Origin of the sequence: Duganella sacchari, from assembly GCF_900143065.1 — a bacterium.
Classification (GTDB): domain Bacteria; phylum Pseudomonadota; class Gammaproteobacteria; order Burkholderiales; family Burkholderiaceae_D; genus Rugamonas; species Rugamonas sacchari.
In genome coordinates, this window is sequence record NZ_FRCX01000008.1 from 109,391 (window position 1) to 125,968 (window position 16,578).

The 16,578-nt window shown below is 61.1% G+C and carries 18 protein-coding genes; 15 read left to right on the forward strand and 3 right to left on the reverse strand.

From position 1 onward, the window contains the following. The first annotated feature begins 107 nt into the window (after positions 1-107). The 3 genes from BUA36_RS19030 to BUA36_RS19040 are packed head-to-tail and all read left to right on the forward strand — an operon-like array spanning position 108 to position 4,896. Positions 108-2,345, forward strand: coding sequence for a TonB-dependent receptor (locus BUA36_RS19030; RefSeq protein WP_072786898.1), 2,238 nt, complete (start codon positions 108-110; stop codon positions 2,343-2,345). Continuing rightward, positions 2,345-3,610: an LLM class flavin-dependent oxidoreductase gene (locus BUA36_RS19035; protein WP_072786899.1), complete on the forward strand. Its 1,266-nt coding sequence runs from the start codon at positions 2,345-2,347 to the stop codon at positions 3,608-3,610. The genes BUA36_RS19030 and BUA36_RS19035 overlap by 1 nt, the downstream gene beginning before the upstream one ends. 8 nt (positions 3,611-3,618) lie before the next feature. Then, a complete protein-coding gene (locus tag BUA36_RS19040) occupies positions 3,619-4,896 on the forward strand; it encodes an alpha/beta hydrolase family protein (protein WP_072786900.1) in 1,278 nt (425 codons plus the stop codon). Here BUA36_RS19040 and BUA36_RS19045 read toward each other — a convergent pair whose 3' ends face one another. Next, complete coding sequence (locus tag BUA36_RS19045; RefSeq protein ID WP_072786901.1) at positions 4,897-5,271, reverse strand: lysozyme inhibitor LprI family protein; 375 nt, start codon at positions 5,269-5,271, stop codon at positions 4,897-4,899. Between the two features lie 106 nt (positions 5,272-5,377). Between BUA36_RS19045 and ubiE the strand changes: the two genes are divergently transcribed. From ubiE to BUA36_RS19070, 5 genes are all read left to right on the forward strand, one after another. Next, complete coding sequence (gene ubiE / locus BUA36_RS19050) at positions 5,378-6,112, forward strand: bifunctional demethylmenaquinone methyltransferase/2-methoxy-6-polyprenyl-1,4-benzoquinol methylase UbiE (protein ID WP_072786902.1); 735 nt, start codon at positions 5,378-5,380, stop codon at positions 6,110-6,112. A 17-nt stretch (positions 6,113-6,129) separates the two neighbouring features. After that, positions 6,130-7,035, forward strand: a complete 906-nt coding sequence (locus tag BUA36_RS19055; protein WP_072786903.1) for a Tim44 domain-containing protein — start codon at positions 6,130-6,132, stop codon at positions 7,033-7,035. Positions 7,036-7,113: 78 nt separating this feature from the next. Next, a complete protein-coding gene (locus BUA36_RS19060; RefSeq protein WP_072786904.1) occupies positions 7,114-7,722 on the forward strand; it encodes a ubiquinone biosynthesis accessory factor UbiJ in 609 nt (202 codons plus the stop codon). After that, positions 7,719-9,287, forward strand: coding sequence for a ubiquinone biosynthesis regulatory protein kinase UbiB (ubiB, locus tag BUA36_RS19065; protein WP_072786905.1), 1,569 nt, complete (start codon positions 7,719-7,721; stop codon positions 9,285-9,287). Before BUA36_RS19060 ends, ubiB begins: the two co-directional genes overlap by 4 nt. A 5-nt stretch (positions 9,288-9,292) precedes the next feature. Then, on the forward strand, positions 9,293-9,889 hold the full coding sequence (locus tag BUA36_RS19070) for a methyltransferase domain-containing protein (protein ID WP_072786906.1): 597 nt from the start codon (positions 9,293-9,295) through the stop codon (positions 9,887-9,889). On the opposite strand, the gene BUA36_RS19075 is transcribed toward BUA36_RS19070, so the two are convergent. Both BUA36_RS19075 and BUA36_RS19080 read right to left on the reverse strand, forming a co-directional pair. Beyond that, positions 9,882-10,247 carry a hypothetical protein gene (locus tag BUA36_RS19075; RefSeq protein ID WP_139260639.1) on the reverse strand — a complete coding sequence of 122 codons (366 nt, stop codon included), beginning with the start codon at positions 10,245-10,247 and terminating at the stop codon, positions 9,882-9,884. The genes BUA36_RS19070 and BUA36_RS19075 overlap by 8 nt on opposite strands. Before the next feature lie 19 nt (positions 10,248-10,266). Further along, positions 10,267-10,473, reverse strand: a complete 207-nt coding sequence (locus tag BUA36_RS19080) for a hypothetical protein (RefSeq protein WP_072786908.1) — start codon at positions 10,471-10,473, stop codon at positions 10,267-10,269. Positions 10,474-10,725: 252 nt separating this feature from the next. Here BUA36_RS19080 and BUA36_RS19085 point away from each other — a divergent pair, with 252 nt between their 5' ends. From BUA36_RS19085 to BUA36_RS19115, 7 genes are all read left to right on the forward strand, one after another. Then, positions 10,726-11,010, forward strand: a complete 285-nt coding sequence (locus BUA36_RS19085; RefSeq protein WP_072786909.1) for an FmdB family zinc ribbon protein — start codon at positions 10,726-10,728, stop codon at positions 11,008-11,010. A gap of 27 nt (positions 11,011-11,037) precedes the next feature. Beyond that, entirely contained in the window at positions 11,038-11,664 is a 627-nt protein-coding gene (locus BUA36_RS19090; RefSeq protein WP_072786910.1) for a DUF502 domain-containing protein, read from the forward strand. 37 nt (positions 11,665-11,701) lie between these two features. Then, positions 11,702-13,501: an aspartate--tRNA ligase gene (gene aspS / locus BUA36_RS19095; RefSeq protein WP_202413686.1), complete on the forward strand. Its 1,800-nt coding sequence runs from the start codon at positions 11,702-11,704 to the stop codon at positions 13,499-13,501. A gap of 49 nt (positions 13,502-13,550) precedes the next feature. Further along, positions 13,551-14,000, forward strand: coding sequence for a dihydroneopterin triphosphate diphosphatase (nudB, locus tag BUA36_RS19100; protein ID WP_072786912.1), 450 nt, complete (start codon positions 13,551-13,553; stop codon positions 13,998-14,000). A 168-nt stretch (positions 14,001-14,168) separates the two neighbouring features. Next, positions 14,169-14,984 (forward strand): endonuclease/exonuclease/phosphatase family protein, encoded by an 816-nt coding sequence (locus BUA36_RS19105; RefSeq protein WP_072786913.1) that lies wholly within the window; start codon positions 14,169-14,171, stop codon positions 14,982-14,984. Positions 14,985-14,993: 9 nt separating this feature from the next. Beyond that, positions 14,994-16,157 (forward strand): cardiolipin synthase ClsB, encoded by a 1,164-nt coding sequence (gene clsB / locus BUA36_RS19110; RefSeq protein WP_072786914.1) that lies wholly within the window; start codon positions 14,994-14,996, stop codon positions 16,155-16,157. Next, positions 16,154-16,525, forward strand: a complete 372-nt coding sequence (locus tag BUA36_RS19115) for an RNA-binding S4 domain-containing protein (protein ID WP_072786915.1) — start codon at positions 16,154-16,156, stop codon at positions 16,523-16,525. Before clsB ends, BUA36_RS19115 begins: the two co-directional genes overlap by 4 nt. The last annotated feature ends 53 nt before the right edge of the window (positions 16,526-16,578 follow it).

The window sequence follows — 16,578 nt, forward strand, 5'->3', positions numbered from 1 at the left end:
TAGCGAACGACGTGCGGATAACTAAGCTGGTTCTTCGAGAATGAAAGTAGGTTTTACGCATAAAGGTAGGCGGCGCAAGGGGCGCTTTCAAATCAAGGGATCAGGAAATGAAGAGCAATAAGAAAATTTTTGGCGCACTGACCACCGGTGCTTTGCTGGTGGCGACGGCCTATGCCTCCGCGGCGGAGACTGATCCGGGCGCTTCGGTCAAGGACCGCGACGACAGCGCCGCAGTGCCGAGTGTGACTGTCAGCGCCACGCGCCGCAACGCCTCGCTGCAATCCGTGCCAGTCGCAGTCTCGGTTCTGGATGGCGATGCGCTGAACAACGCCAACCGCACCAGCATCGATACCATTGTGCAGGAAGTGCCAAGCGTGACCTTCCGTCAGCAGGGTGGTAACAAGGATACGACCATCTTCGTACGTGGCATCGGTACCATTTCTACCTCGCCTGGCGTGGAGCCGACCGTGTCCACCGTAGTCGATGGCGTGGTGTATGCGCGCCCCGGCCAGGCGACGCTGGATTTGCTGGATATCGAGCACATTGAGATTCTGCGCGGTCCGCAGGGGACGCTGTTTGGCAAGAACGCATCGTCAGGCGTGTTGAATGTGGTGGGCCGCAAATCGTCGCAGGCGACCAGCGGCTTTGTGGATGCGTCCTGGTACGAGGGCAATGAGAAGCGCGTGCGCGCTGGCGTGTCGGGCGCGATTCAGCCGGGCGTGGTGGCAGCCTCGGTGACCGGCCTGTATGCAGACTACGACGGCAATATCGATAACGTCCATGCGGGCGGCAGCAAGCTGAATGGCTATGACCGCAAAGGCGTGCGTGCGCGTGTGGACATCACGCCAATCAAGGATCTGGATATCGCGCTGATTGCCGACTATCTGCGTTCGAATTCCTCGCCGACGTTTACGGCCTATAAGTCGACGGCGGCAGTCTTCAATGCCGGCATCGCGCCTGTGGTGGCGGGTACGGAAAACCGTCAGGTGAATGCGGATATTCCTAGCGATATCCACGACAGGAACAAAGGCTTGTCGGCGCAGGTGGATTACCGCTTTAACGGTTACACGCTGACGTCCATCACGGCGGTGCGCGACTGGGACAACACGCAATACACCAGCACCTCGGCCATCGGCAATGCGGCGGAAGTGGCGCGCATCACGGCGGCGTTCCCTGCTACGCGGGATATCGGCACGGTGGAGTTCAGCCAGGCGTCGCAGGAGCTGCGCCTGGCGTCGCCGAAGGACCAGTTTGTGGAATATGTGGCCGGTGCCTACTACTTGCATGGCAAGGACCGCGAAACCTATCAGCGCATCGTCAACAACGGCGCGGCGACTAATTCCGGCCGCGCGGATTATGGCGTGAAGAATGACAGCTATTCCCTGTTTGGCGAGAGCACGTTGAACTTCTCGCCAGTCTGGCGCGCCATCGCCGGTGCGCGCTGGACCAGGGACGATCTGTCATATGATCATGTACGCACTTCGACGCAGACGGTGGCTTTCCCCGGCGTCCAGCCTGCGGTGCAGAATGCAGGCTCCACCAGCGAGGACGGCTACTCGGGCCGCGTCGGTCTGCAATACGATCTGGCGCGTGATGTGAATACGTATGCGACTTACTCGCGTGGCTACAAAGGCCCGGCCTACAACGTGTTCTTTAATATGCTGAGCCGCGACACGCTGGCGCTGAAACCGGAGACATCGGATTCGTTTGAGCTGGGCCTGAAGGCCAGTGCGTTTGACCGCAAGCTGACTGCCAATGTGGCGGTGTTCAGCACCAAGTACGCGAACTACCAGGCCAACTTCTATGACACGGTGGCTGGCGCCGTCGTCACGCGCCTGATTAACGCTGGCGATGTGTCGACCAAGGGTGTGGAGCTGGATATCAATGCACGGCCAACCCGCGCGCTGACGTTGAGTGCTTCGCTGGCCTACACCGATGCCACCATCGATAGCTTTAACTGCCCTCCGGCCGCTGCGGCATCGTGCAATCTGAATGGCAAACCGTTGCCATTCTCGCCGAAGTGGAAGTCGTTCACGCGCGCTAACTACGCGCTGCCGCTGGAGAATGGCCTGATCGTTGATCTGTCCGCCGACTACAGCTGGCAGGCCAAGACGCAGTTCGATCTGTTCCAGTCGCCGGATGCGATTCAGGGTGCGTATGGCGTAGTCAATGCAGGCATTGCGCTGTCGTCGCCGGTCAGCGGCTGGCGCATTGCGCTGGTTGGCAAGAACCTGGCCAACAAATCGTATGCCGCCAATCTGGTGACGTCGACTGGCTATGTCACCCGCGCTGTGCCGCGTGACGATGAGCGTTATTTCGGCATCACCGCCCGCAAGGAGTTCTGATGCCGCGTCAACTCAGTATTGCTGCATTCATGATGCGTTATGGCCACCACGTCGCGGCGTGGCGGCATCCTGAAACCGATCTGGCGTCAAATCCGTTCAAGGTGTTCCGCGAGCAGGTGCGCAGTGCGGAACGGGCCTGTCTGGACGCGGTGTTTTTTGCGGACAGTGTGGCGTTGACCGGCGCGCCTTCGCTGGAGCCGTTGACGTTGCTGTCGGCGCTTGCCGCGTCCACCGAGCGGATTGGTTTGATTGGCACCGCCACTACCACCTACAACGAACCGTACACGGTGGCACGGCAGTTTGCCTCGCTGGATCTGCTGTCCGATGGCCGCGCGGGCTGGAATCTGGTCACGTCGGATAACGCGGCGGAGGCGGCCAACTTCGGCCGCGACCAGCATGTGGCGCATGCGGACCGCTATGCGCGGGCGCGTGAATTTCATCAGGTTGTCACAGGACTGTGGAATAGTTGGGACCCCGGTGCGCTGGTCGATGACAAGTCGGGCGAGCTGCCGTACGATCCGGCCAGGCTGCACAGGCTGAATCATCGTGGCGAGCATTTTGCTGTTGCTGGACCGCTCAATGTGGTGCGCAGTCCGCAAGGCAGGCCGGTGGTGGTGCAGGCGGGCGGCTCGGAGACGGGGCGCGATCTGGCGGCGGCAACGGCGGAGGTCGTGTTCACCGCGCAGCCGACGCTGGCCAAGGCACAGGCCTTCTACCGCGACATCAAGGACCGCGTGGTAGCCAAGGGCCGCAAGCCGGAGTCGGTGAAGATCATGCCGGGATTGTTTGCCGTCGTCGGCCGCACGCAGGCGGAGGCAGACGAGAAGTTCGCACAGCTGCAAGCGCTGATTGAGCCTAAAGCTGGCCTGGCGCTGCTGGGGCGCATGATCGGCAACTTTGATTTGTCCGCCTATCCGCTGGACGGCCCGCTGCCGGCACTGCCACAGACGCAGGACGGTCAGCGCAGCCGCCAGCAGTTATTGACCGATCTGGCGCAGGGCGAGAATTTGACGATACGCCAGCTGTATGAACGCATTGCCGGTGGCCGCGGACACTTCACCGTGGTCGGCACGGCGGCAAAGGTGGCGGATCAGATGCAGGAATGGTTTGAGCAGGGCGCGGCGGATGGCTTCAATTTCATGGCGCCCGCGCTGCCGGGTGATTTGGACGACTTCCTCACGCTGGTGATTCCTGAGTTGCAGCGACGCGGCTTGTTTCGCACGGCGTACTCGGGCAGCACCTTGCGGGAGCATTTGGATTTATAGGAGATGGCATGAGGTTAGGCAGGATGTTGGTGTTGGCCGTTGCGCTGGCGGCAGGGCAGGCGGGTGCGCAGGAATATTTTGGCGACATGCGCCCCGATGCGCCCGAGCTGGCGGCACGTGGTCCGCTGAAAGTAGGCGTCCGCACGCTGGTGGCTGAGCATCAGGACCAGCTTGACATCTTGCATGCAAACGCAGAACAGCCGAACCCACGCTATACGCGCAAGCTGGTGCTGGAGGTATGGTACCCGGCGCAGTTGGCGGCAGGCCAGAACGAACATACTGTTTATACCGATGTTCTCGGCTCTGGCCCGAATGATCCCAAGCGGCCGAATACGCCGTTCCAGTTCAATGGCCGCGCAGTGCGGGATGCGGCGCCGGCTGCACAAGGCGGCTATCCACTGGTTATCGTCTCGCACGGCTATCCCGGTTCGCGGCTGCAAATGTCCTACCTGACCGAAAACCTCGCATCCAAGGGCTATGTGGTGGTGGCCATCGATCATCTTGAATCTACGCGCGCGGACAAGGCAGGCTTTGCCAGTACGCTGTTGAACCGGCGTCTCGATGACTTGTTCGTGCTGGATACCGTGGCAGCATGGGCCAAACCTGGCAGCGGCAATGTCCTGGCAGGCCTGGTGGACGCTAACAACACCGCGTTGATTGGCTATTCAATGGGCGGTTATGGCGCATTGAACACGGTGGGCGCGGGCGTCAGTGCTGCGGCGGCAGCCTATGTCCCCGGCGGCAAGCTGGCGATCAACCAGCAGGGAAATCAGCAATACGAAGCGGCGCGCGATGCGCGTATCAAGGCGGTGGTGGCGTTTGCGCCGTGGGGCGGCGCACACAAGGTGTGGGATGATGCGGGTCTGGCTGGCGTGCGCACTCCGCTGCTGTTCATCAGTGGCGATCAGGATGACGTGGCGGGCTATCAGGACGGCGTGAAGCAGCTGTTCCAGAAAACCGTGCATGCGGAGCGCTATCTGCTGACTTATGCCGGCGGCCGCCACAACTCGGCGCCCAATCCGCCATCGCCAGCCCACTGGAGCAATGCCGACGATTTTTCCTCCTACTCCGAGCCGGTATGGGATAGCCGCCGCATCAACAACATCAACCAGCATTTCGTGACGGCCTTCCTGGGCATCCAGCTCAAGCAGCAGCGCTTGCAGGCCTATCTGGACCTGCCGCCACTGCAAGCCGATGGCACCATCAAGGAAGACACCGGCCTGTGGCTGGGCTTCCCCAAGCGCGCCGCGCTAGGACTGGAGTGGCGTCACCTGCCGGCGCAGTAATTATTGCAGCTTGCTGTTCTGGCAGCCAGCGCTATTGCATTCGCGTACGCGGTCCTGCAGGAACTGCGAACGCTTGATGGTGGTGCTGGTGGCGCAATCCAGATTGACATAAAAGCCGGTGGGTTCGCGCTTGGAGCAGGTGTCGTTGCGCTGCTTGATCCAGGCCAGCTGGCCGGCTTTCAGCGCTTTCTTGCCATCGGCATCCAGCTTGCTGCTGAGCACCTGATAGTTGGTGTTCAATTCCTTGTCGGCTTCCTGGTAGACCTTGTTCAGGCAGTACAGGCCGTCGAAGTCGTTTTTCGGGACGTCGCAAGCGGAGTTGGCGAAGGCTGCGCCCGAGGCGCAAAACAGCATAGCGGCAATGATTTTCTTCATATCGAACCTTTAGGGAGCATTAAACTTGCCAAGTTTGCCATGTTTCTAAACAGCCCTCAAGAGCGTCAGCTTGTATAATGCTGGCAAACTAACAGGCCTGCATACCATGACCAATACCACTCACTTCGGTTACAAAACCGTCGCGGAAGAAGATAAAGTCCGCGAAGTTGCGAAGGTTTTCCATTCTGTCGCCGCCAAGTACGACATCATGAACGACGTGATGTCGGCAGGCCTGCACCGCGTGTGGAAGGCCTTCACCATCGCCAACGCAGCGGTGCGCCCAGGCTTCAAGTGCCTGGATATCGCTGGCGGCACGGGCGATCTGGCCAAGGTGTTTGCCAAGCAGGCCGGTCCGACCGGCGAAGTCTGGCTCACCGATATCAACGAGTCCATGCTGCGCGTGGGCCGTGACCGCCTCTTGAATCGCGGCCTGTTGACCCCCACATTGTTGTGTGACGCAGAAAAGCTGCCATTCCCGGACAATTACTTCGACCGCGTCAGCGTCGCTTTTGGCCTGCGCAATATGACGCACAAGGACCAGGCGCTGAAAGAAATGCGCCGCGTGCTGAAGCCGGGCGGCAAGCTGCTGGTGCTGGAGTTCTCGAAAGTGGCCGCGCCATTGCAAAAACCATACGATCTGTATTCGTTCAAGATTCTGCCTTGGATGGGTGACAAGATCGCCAACGACGCCGAGAGCTATCGCTATCTGGCCGAATCGATCCGCATGCACCCGGACCAGGACACCCTGAAGTCGATGATGGAAGAAGCGGGCCTGGAACGTGTTACGTATTACAACCTGACGGCAGGTGTGGCCGCTTTGCACACCGGTATCAAAATGTAATGCCTGGAGAGGAAACTATGAACTTGAAAAAAATTCTGGTCGGCGCCCTGATCGCCGCCATGGCGGTATCGATGATCGCGGAAGCGCGCCCGATGGGCGGCGGCAAGTCGATCGGCCGTCAATCGCAAAACGTCAACCGTATGCCGCCGTCACAGCAAGCGCCGCAACAGGCGCCACGCCAGGCCCAGCCTGCGCCGGCGCCCGCCGCGCCACCGGTGGCCGCACCGAAGCCGAGCCCATGGAAGGGCATTCTGGGCGGCGCGCTGCTGGGCCTCGGCCTGGGCGCGCTGTTCTCGCACTTCGGCCTGGGTGGCGCGATGGCGAGCGCACTGGGTTCCATCCTGATGCTGGTGCTGCTGGCTGGCGTGGTATTCTTCATCATCCGCCTGATCCGTGGCAAGTCGCAGTCTGCGGCGCAGCCGGCTGCATTTGGCGGCAATAATGTGTACCCGATGCAGCCGCCGGCCGCTGGCAATGCGACGCCGGAAATTGGTTCGCGCCTGCAGCCAGCCGCCGCGCCAGTGCAGCCGGCGCACACCCCGTGGGGCGTGCCTGCCGACTTCGACAGCGCCAGCTTCCTGCGTGTGGCCAAGAGCAACTTCATCCGCCTGCAAGCCGCCTGGGACAAGGGCGATTCGGCCGATATCCGCGAATTCACCACGCCAGAAGTGTTTGCCGAGCTGAAAATGCAGATCACCGAGCGTGGCGCGCAAACCGACTATACGGATGTGGTCAGCATCGACGCCCAACTGCTGGGCATCGAAACCGGCGCCACCGAATACCTGGCCAGCGTGCAGTTCAGCGGCACCATCAAACCGGCGCCGGATGCGCTGGCGGAACCGTTCAACGAAGTCTGGAACCTGAGCAAGCCGATCAACGGCAATGGCGGTTGGCTGCTGGCGGGTATTCAGCAGCTGGCGTGAGAGACCGGAAGAATCCGGTAAAACTGGTAAGATCAAGGCCGCCCGTCATCGGGCGGTTTTGTTTTGAACGGCTAGAACATGATTTCACTGAAACCAGGTAGTTTTTCCGCAGCGCCCGCGAGCGCTGCCATCAACCATTTGCTGGCGCAGGAGCCGTGGGCGCGCCAGGAGCTGCAACGCCATGCCGGCAAGGTGGCGGTCATCGACGCCAGTTCGGTCGCGCTGCGTTTGCGCGTGACCGCGGACGGTTATCTGGAACCGGCGCCGGCGGACGAGGCCGCGCGCGTCACCATTCGCGTCAAACTGTCGGACCTGCCGCTGATCGCGCAAAACCGCGAGCGCGCCTTTTCGTACGTGCAGATCGAGGGCGATGCCGAATTTGCCAACGCCATTTCCAGCCTGAGCAAGTCGCTGCGCTGGGAAGCCGAGCACGATCTGGAAAAAGTCATCGGCCCGGTGGCGGCCGTGCGCGCGATGTCCGGCGCCAGGGCGGTGTTTGAGGCGGTCAAAAATGGTCATCAAAAGCTGGCGGAAAATGTCGCAGAATTCCTGCTCGAAGAAAAGCAGGTGCTGGTGCGGCCGCCCACGGTGGACGCCTTCTCGGCCGACGTCTCGCGCCTGCGTGACGACGTCGAACGCGCCGCCAAGCGCCTGGCCAAACTGGAACAGAAACTGGGATCGACATAATGCTGAAATTTTTACGCCTGCTGAAAATCCTGCGGGTATCGGTGCGTTACGGCCTCGACGAAATTGCCATCTCCGGTTTGAAGAAACCGCGCATTACCAAGCTGATCGATACGATATTTTTCTGGCGCGACCTGTCGGCGCCGCGTGGCGTGCGCCTGCGCATGGCGCTGGAAGAGCTGGGGCCGATCTTCGTCAAATTCGGCCAGGTGCTGTCGACCCGCAGCGACCTGATTCCAGCCGACCTGGTGGTCGAGCTGTCGCGCCTGCAGGACCGCGTGCCGCCGTTCGATTCCGATCTGGCCATCGCGCAGATCCGCAAATCGCTGGGCGCCCATCCGGACCAGCTGTTTGCCACGTTTGAACGCACGCCGGTGGCCTCCGCTTCGATCGCGCAGGTGCACTTTGCCACGCTCAAGGATGGCCGTCAGGTGGCAGTCAAGGTGCTACGTCCGGGCATGAAGAAAACCATCGATGACGACGTCGCGCTGATGCATGTGGCGGCCGAATGGATCGGCAATGTCTGGGCCGACAGCAAGCGCCTGAAGCCGAGAGAGGTGGTGGCCGAGTTCGACAAATACCTGCACGATGAGCTGGACCTGATGCGCGAAGCCGCCAACGCCAGCCAGCTGCGCCGCAATTTCGCCGACTCGCATCTGCTGCTGGTGCCGGAAATGCACTGGGATTACTGCTCCTCCAACGTGATCGTGATGGAGCGCATGCATGGCATTCCCGTGTCGCAGATCGACCGCCTGGAAGCGGCCGGCGTGGACCTGAAAAGGCTGTCGAGCGATGGTGTGGAAATCTTCTTCACGCAGGTGTTCCGCGACGGTTTCTTCCACGCGGATATGCACCCGGGGAACATCCTGGTGTCGGTGGAGCCAGAGACGTTTGGCCGCTACATTGCGCTGGACTTCGGCATCATGGGCACGCTGAACGATTTCGACAAGGACTACCTGTCGCAGAATTTCCTGGCCTTCTTCCGGCGCGACTACAAGCGCGTGGCCGAGGCGCATATCGAGTCGGGCTGGGCGCCGAAAGAAACCCGTGTCGATGAGCTGGAGTCGGCCGTGCGCGCCTGCTGCGAACCGATCTTCGACCGTCCGCTGAAAGATATCTCGTTTGGCCAGATTCTGCTGCGCCTGTTCCAGACCTCGCGCCGCTTCAATGTGGAAGTGCAGCCGCAACTGGTGCTGCTGCAAAAAACGCTGCTGAATATCGAAGGCCTGGGGCGCCAGCTCGACCCCGACCTTGACCTGTGGAAGACCGCCAAGCCCTATCTGGAAAACTGGATGGCCGAGCAGGTGGGCTGGAAAGGCCTGCTGCAGCGCATGAAAGCGGAAGCGCCACGCTACGCGCACATCTTCCCGCAACTGCCGCGCCTGATGCATCAGGCGCTGGAACGCCATGCGGAAAAGCCTAACGACAACACCGAGCTCATCAAGGTGCTGATCGGCGAGCAGCAGCGCACCAATCGTTTGCTGAGTCTGGTGATTTACGCGGGCGGCGCGTTTGCGCTGGGCGTGGCCGGGTTCCAGCTATACCTGCGCTGGCATCATCTGGGCTAAGCGCCATGGCCGATTTCCAGCAGCGTGATCCCTTGTCGCCAGCGTTCTGGGATGAGCGTTTCGAGCGCCGCTTTACGCCGTGGGACAAGGGCGGGGTGCCGCAGGCGCTGCGCGATTTTGCCGCCGCCAGCGGTCCGCTGGTCACGCTGATCCCCGGTTGCGGCGCGGCGTACGAGCTGACGTATCTGGCGCAGCTGGGCTGGGACGCGACGGCCATCGATTTTTCCCCGGCCGCCGTAGCGCAAGGCAAGGCGGCGGCGGGCAGCTATGCCGCGCGCGTGGTAGAGGCCGACTTCTTCCAATGGCAGCCGGCCCGGCCGCTGCAACTGATGTATGAACGCGCCTTCCTGTGCGCGATGCCGCGCGCCATGTGGCCGCAAGTGGCGGCGCGCTGGGCGCAGCTGCTGGCGCCGGGCGCGCTACTGGCAGGCTATTTCTTTTTTGACGAGGCGCCCAAGGGGCCGCCGTTCGGCATCGGCCACGCGCAGCTGGAGGCCTTGCTGCAACCGTATTTCGTGTGCATGGCCGACGAGGCCGTCAGCGATTCCATCCCGGTATTCGTCGGCAAGGAGCGCTGGATGATCTGGCGGCGGACTACTTGACGTCGACCAGCCGTATGGCGTCACTGTCGCGGCGGTAGGGCACCAGCAGCAGTAATAGTGCGCCACAGAACAGCATAGCCCAGCCGGAAGGCTCGGGCACGGCACTGGTGACCGTTACCGGCACCGGTGCAGATTGCGCGTGATCCGGCTGTCGCGCAGGAAGCAACGTGGCGTCGCCAGCCGTGACCGCAGTTGTCGCGGCGACGTTTGTGACGGCAATCGCCACGGTTGGATGGTCGTCGCGCAAGGTCACGGTGGCGCGCTGGTCGGCGTCTATGAAATCCGGCGCCCGCATTGCCGAGGCCGAGCCAACGGCCAGCAATGCAGGCAAGAGCAAGAGGGCTGTGTACCGTTTCATGGTAACCCCGCGTGGTAGGTTAATCGTCGTGTCGTGACATATGGCGCCGCTGGATACGTGGACGGTGCTTGTAGGCGTTCAGACCAACCACTACCGCAATGCACAGGATAATGGCGCGGCGATGCAAAGGTTCATCGGGCGACTGAGGCGTCAATTTGGTGGTGGCGGCAAGGACTGGCGTTGCCAAGGTGGCGGCCAAAAGGCCGGCGTACAGATATTTTTTCATGAGATTTCCCTAAGAATCAAAGAGTTGGAGCGTCGTCGGTCGGGGACAGCTAACGAGGCGGCGATTCAGGGATTGGGAAATCTACGCAGGTTGGAGCCTATTTAATCATGCTTTGAGACAATCTGCGAATAGATTTTCTCAATGAAATCGATTATGGCACACCCTGGTACAGGCGATAACCGCAGGAAACAGTCAGGTAGCCCACAAAAAGCTTTATAATTCAGGGTTTTGATGATTTTTGCGGAGTAATAGATGCCGATCTACGCTTACCGCTGCGAAGCATGCGGTTTTGCCAAGGATGTCTTGCAGAAGATTTCCGACCCGCAACTGACGGTATGCCCGTCGTGCGGCAAGGAATCGTTTAAGAAGCAATTGACTGCAGCTGGTTTCCAGCTCAAAGGGTCTGGCTGGTATGTGACCGACTTCCGTGGCGGCACGCCGCCGGCAACGGGGACGTCCACTGGCCCGAAAGCGGACAGCGCCGCACCGGCGCCTGCGCCGGCACCGGCTTCAAGCGGCGGCAAGAGCGAGACCTGACGATCCCATCCACCACGAAGGTATTCGATGCGTAAATATTTCATCACCGGCCTGCTGATCCTTGTGCCCCTGGCGATTACCGCCTGGGTGCTGAATCTGGTCATCAGCACCATGGACCAGTCCTTGTTGTTTGTGCCCAAGGCTTGGCAGCCGAGCACGCTTATCGGCTTCGATATTCCTGGCCTGGGGACGCTGCTGACGATTATCATTGTGTTCCTGACCGGGCTGCTGACCAATAACCTGGTCGGCAATTATGTGGTCAAGCTGTGGGAAAAGCTGCTGAACCGCATTCCGGTGGTGAGCTCGCTGTATTCCAGCGTCAAGCAAGTGTCGGATACGCTGTTTTCGTCGTCCGGCAATGCCTTCCGCAAGGCGGTGCTGATCCCGTATCCGCACCAGAATTCGTGGACCATTGCCTTCCTGACCGGCACCCCGGGCGGTGACGTGAGGAACCATCTGGTGGGCGACTTTGTCAGCGTGTATATCCCGACCACGCCGAACCCGACCTCGGGCTTTTTCCTGATGATGGCCAGGAAGGATGTGGTCGAACTCGACATGACTGTCGATGCGGCCTTGAAGTACATTGTTTCGATGGGTGTGGTGGCGCCGGAAGACGCGCCGAAAGTCATCCTCGAAGAAACCAAGATTAACTGAGTAACTTAACCTGAACCGAGAAATAAACATGTCCTCAATGCGTACTCACTACTGCGGCCTCACCACTGAAGCGCTGCTTGGCCAAACCGTCAGCCTGTGCGGCTGGGTACATCGTCGCCGCGACCACGGTGGCGTGATCTTCATCGACCTGCGCGACCGCGAAGGCCTGGTGCAGATCGTGTGCAATCCGGAACAGGCTGAAGTGTTCAAGGCCGCCGAAGCCGTGCGTAATGAGTTCTGCCTGCGCGTGACCGGCGTGGTCAAGGATCGTCTGGCCGGCACCGTCAACACCAACCTGAAATCGGGCAAGATCGAAGTGATCTGCTCGGAACTGGAAGTGCTGAACGCCTCCGTGGCCGTACCGTTCCAGCTGGACGACGACAACCTGTCGGAAACCACCCGCCTGACCCACCGCGTGCTGGACCTGCGTCGTCCACAGATGCAGAACAACCTGCGCCTGCGCTACAAGGTCACGATGGAAGTGCGCAAGTACCTGGACGAACTGGGCTTCATCGACATCGAAACCCCGATGCTGACCAAGTCGACCCCGGAAGGCGCGCGCGACTACCTGGTGCCATCGCGTGTGAACGCCGGTAACTTCTTCGCGCTGCCGCAATCGCCACAGCTGTTCAAGCAGCTGCTGATGGTGGCCAACTTCGACCGTTACTACCAGATCACCAAGTGCTTCCGCGACGAAGACCTGCGCGCTGACCGCCAGCCGGAATTCACCCAGATCGACTGCGAAACCTCGTTCCTGAACGAACAGGAAATCCGCGATCTGTTCGAAGACATGATCCGCAAAACGTTCAAGAACACCATGGACGTTGACCTGCCTAACCCGTTCCCGGTGATGGACTTTGCCGAAGCCATGGGCAGCTACGGTTCGGACAAGCCGGACATGCGCGTCAAGCTGCAGTTCACCGAACTGACCGAGGTCATGAAAGACGTGGACTTCAAAGTCTTCTCGGGCGCCGCCAACATGCCAAACGGCCGCGTGGTCGGTCTGCGCGTACCGAAAGGCGCCGACATGCCGCGTTCGGAAATCGACGCTTACACCCAGTTCGTCGCCATCTACGGCGCCAAGGGCCTGGCGTACATCAAGGTCAACGAGAAGGCCAAGGGCCGTGACGGTCTGCAGTCGCCGATCGTCAAAAACCTGCACGACGCCGCGCTGGCCAAGGTGCTGGAACTGACCGGCGCCGAAGACGGCGACCTGATCTTCTTCGGCGCAGACAAGGCCAAAGTCGTCAACGACGCCATCGGCGCGCTGCGCGTGAAGATCGGCCACTCGGAATTCGGCAAGGCCGCCGGCCTGTTCGACGACGTCTGGGCGCCGCTGTGGGTGATCGACTTCCCGATGTTCGAATACGACGAAGAAGCCGACCGCTGGACCGCGACCCACCACCCGTTCACTGCGCCAAAAGACGGCCACGAAGACTGGCTGGAAACCAATCCGGGCGCCTGCATCGCCAAGGCCTACGACATGGTGCTGAACGGCTGGGAGCTGGGCGGCGGTTCGATCCGTATCCACCGCGAAGAAGTGCAGTCGAAAGTGTTCCGCGCGCTCAAGATCGATGCCGACGAAGCCCGCCTGAAGTTCGGCTTCCTGCTGGACGCGCTGCAATACGGCGCGCCGCCGCACGGTGGCCTGGCGTTCGGCCTGGACCGCATCGTCACCCTGATGACCAAGTCCGATTCGATCCGCGACGTGATCGCCTTCCCGAAAACCCAGCGTGCACAGGATCTGCTGACCCATGCACCGTCGGAAGTCGACGAGAAGCAGCTGAAAGAACTGCACATCCGTCTGCGTGCAGCCGAGCCGAAAGTCGCTGGCTAATCTGTTTTGCTCAGAAAAGGCGCTGCGGCGCCTTTTCTTTTGTCCGTCTATGAAGCCTTACAAAATTCCAGAGTCGGTGCTGGTGGTGATCCACACGGCCGATTTGCAGGTGCTGCTGATTGAACGCGCCGACAAGGCGGGCTTCTGGCAGTCCGTGACCGGATCGCTGGACGCGGTTGACGAGCCCTTGCTGGAAACCGCCCGGCGCGAACTGTTCGAAGAAACCGGCATCGTCGCTGACGGCCAGCGCATCGTGCTGCGCGACTGGCAGCTGTCCAACATCTACACGATTTACGAAGTCTGGCGACACCGCTATGCGCCGGGCGTCACTGAAAACACCGAGCACGTCTTCAGCGTCGAAGTGCCGCGCGATATCGCCATCACACTGAGTCCACGCGAGCATGTCAACCACGTCTGGCTGCCGTACCTCGAAGCGGCCGACCGCTGCTTCTCGCCCTCCAACGCCGAAGCCATCCTCCAGCTCCCGCGCCAACTCTAAGCCCCTAATCCGGGGTCAGTTCTTGCAATCCAACACGGGCTCTGGCGTAGCGGCCGCTACGCCAGAGCCCGTGTTGGATTGCAAGAACTGACCCCGGATTGTTTGGGACTTTGGCTATGTGCGCCGACGCACACCGCAGGATGCGATCTCGGGAGTAGAATATTCTGCATGAAGATCCGTGTCGCTACCTACAATATCCACAAGGGCGTTTCCAGCATCCGTGCGGAACCGCGTGTGCTGGCGCTGAAACAGGCGATCGGTATGTTTGATGCCGATGTCGTTTTTTTGCAAGAAGTGCAGGGCAAACATGACCTCAAAGCCGCCAAGTACGGGGCTGAGCACCTCGGCCACAAGCATTGGCCCGCTGCGGCGCAGCATGAATTTTTTGCCGGCGAGTCGCGCCATCTGCATGCGGCCTACGGCATGAATGCGATTTACGATCATGGCCACCATGGCAACGCGCTCCTCAGCGCTTTCCCGATCGCCAGCCAGGCCAACCGCGACGTTTCCGATCACGCCTATGAGCAGCGCGGCATCCTGCATTGCGTATTGCATACGCCGCATGGGCCGGTGCATTGCTATGTGGTGCATCTGGGCCTGTTTGAAAGCGGCCGCCGGCGCCAGACGCAGGCGCTGATTTCGGCGGTGCAGGAAACTGCGCCCAATGGCGAACCGGTGGTGATTGCGGGCGACTTCAATGACTGGCGCAATACCCTCAGCGCCGAGCTGCGCAACGCGCTGGGCGTGCGCGAGGCGTTTGATGAAATCGGCGGCAATTCGGCGCTGGACGACATCTTGCGCAAGCTGCGCCGCAAGGCCAGCGTGACGCCGGCGCGCACTTTCCCGGCCGGCCTGCCATTCTTCCGCCTGGACCGCATCTACGTGCGCGGCTTCAAGGTAGAGACGGCTGAGGTGATGCATGGTAGTCTATGGGCCAAGCTCTCAGACCACGCTCCCATCGTCGCCTCGCTGACGCTGGCTTGAGCGCCAACTATGCGCCCAGTAAATTTTATCGCCGATAACGAAGTCACACTGCTCCACACCGGCACCGACTATTTCCCTGCGCTGGTCGCCGCCATCGACGCCGCGCAGTACGAGGTCTATTTCGAGACCTACATCTTTGCCGGTGACGAGACCGGCCAGCGCGTGCTGGCCGCCCTGGTGAACGCCGCCCAGCGCGGCGTGCAGGTGCGCATGATTACCGACTGGTGGGGCACCGGCCGCCGCCAGGTCAATTCCATGCATGACCACCTGGTCGCCCAGGGCGTCGAGCACCGCATGTTCAATCCCTGGTTCAAGCGCGGCGTCACCCGCACCCACCGCAAGATCTGCGTGGTGGACCGCGAGGTGGCCTATGTCGGCGGCATCAACATCAACGATGATATGTTCTGCGACTACGATCACAGCAAGGCACTGTCGGCGCCGCGCTGGGACTTTGCGGTGCAGGTGCGCGGGCCGCTGGTGGTGGATATCCAGGCGGAAGCCGTGACGCAGTGGCGTCGCCTGGGCAAGCTCGGCATCATCAAGCGTATCGGCCTGTACCGCGACATGCGCAAGGTGCAGAAGATTGCCGCGGCCCACTCGGTGCAGGCCGGCTTTGTGGTGCGCGACAACTGGCGTAACCGCCGCACCATCCAGCGCGCTTATCTGCAGGCGCTGGGCAAGGCGCGCAAGAGTGTGCTGCTGGCCAATCCTTATTTTGCGCCGGGCCGCAAGTTTCGCCAGGCGCTGGCCTCGGCCGCCCAGCGTGGCGTGGACGTGACCCTGCTGATCGGCGTTGGCGAGATCTGGCTGCAGGATGCAGTCGCGCATTCCTTCTATCCCAAGCTGCTGGCGGCCGGCGTCAAGGTGGTGGAGTATCACAAGACTCAGCTGCATGCGAAGGTGGCGGTCATTGATGATGACTGGGCCACGGTCGGCTCCAGCAATGTCGATGGCCTGAGCCTGTTCCTGAACCAGGAAGCCAACGTCGTCATCAAGGATGCGGCGTTTGCGCAAAGCCTGCGCCAGCATATTGAAGACGCGATTGTCGACGGCAAAGTGATCAGCTATGACGATTTCAAGCACGTCGGCCATGTGCGCCGCATCGGCTACGAGATTGCGTTTGTGTTTTATAAGTTATTGATGCGAGTGTTCGCAGTGGGGAAATACGCGTGAGCGAAAGTGTACGACTGGACAAATGGCTGTGGGCAGCGCGCTTCTTTAAAACCCGTTCGCTGGCCACCGACGCCATCTCGCTGGGCCGGGTGATCGTCAACGGCGACCGCGCCAAGCCGGCGCGCAACGTCAAGCTTGGCGACGTGCTGGAGATCGACAACGGCGCCGACCAGTGGGAAATCGATGTGATGGGCTTGTCCGATGTGCGTGGCCCGGCCACGGTCGCCCGCAACCTCTATGAAGAAACCGATGTGAGCGTGGCGCGCCGCGTCGCCGTGGCGGAAAACCGTCGCCTGTACCGCGAACCCGGCACCACCATCAAAGGCCGTCCAACCAAGCGCGACCGCCGGGAACTGGACAAGCTGTAACTTAATTTCCCTCCTGCATTGCTGCGTCGCAGCAATAGAACGCCACCTCTAAC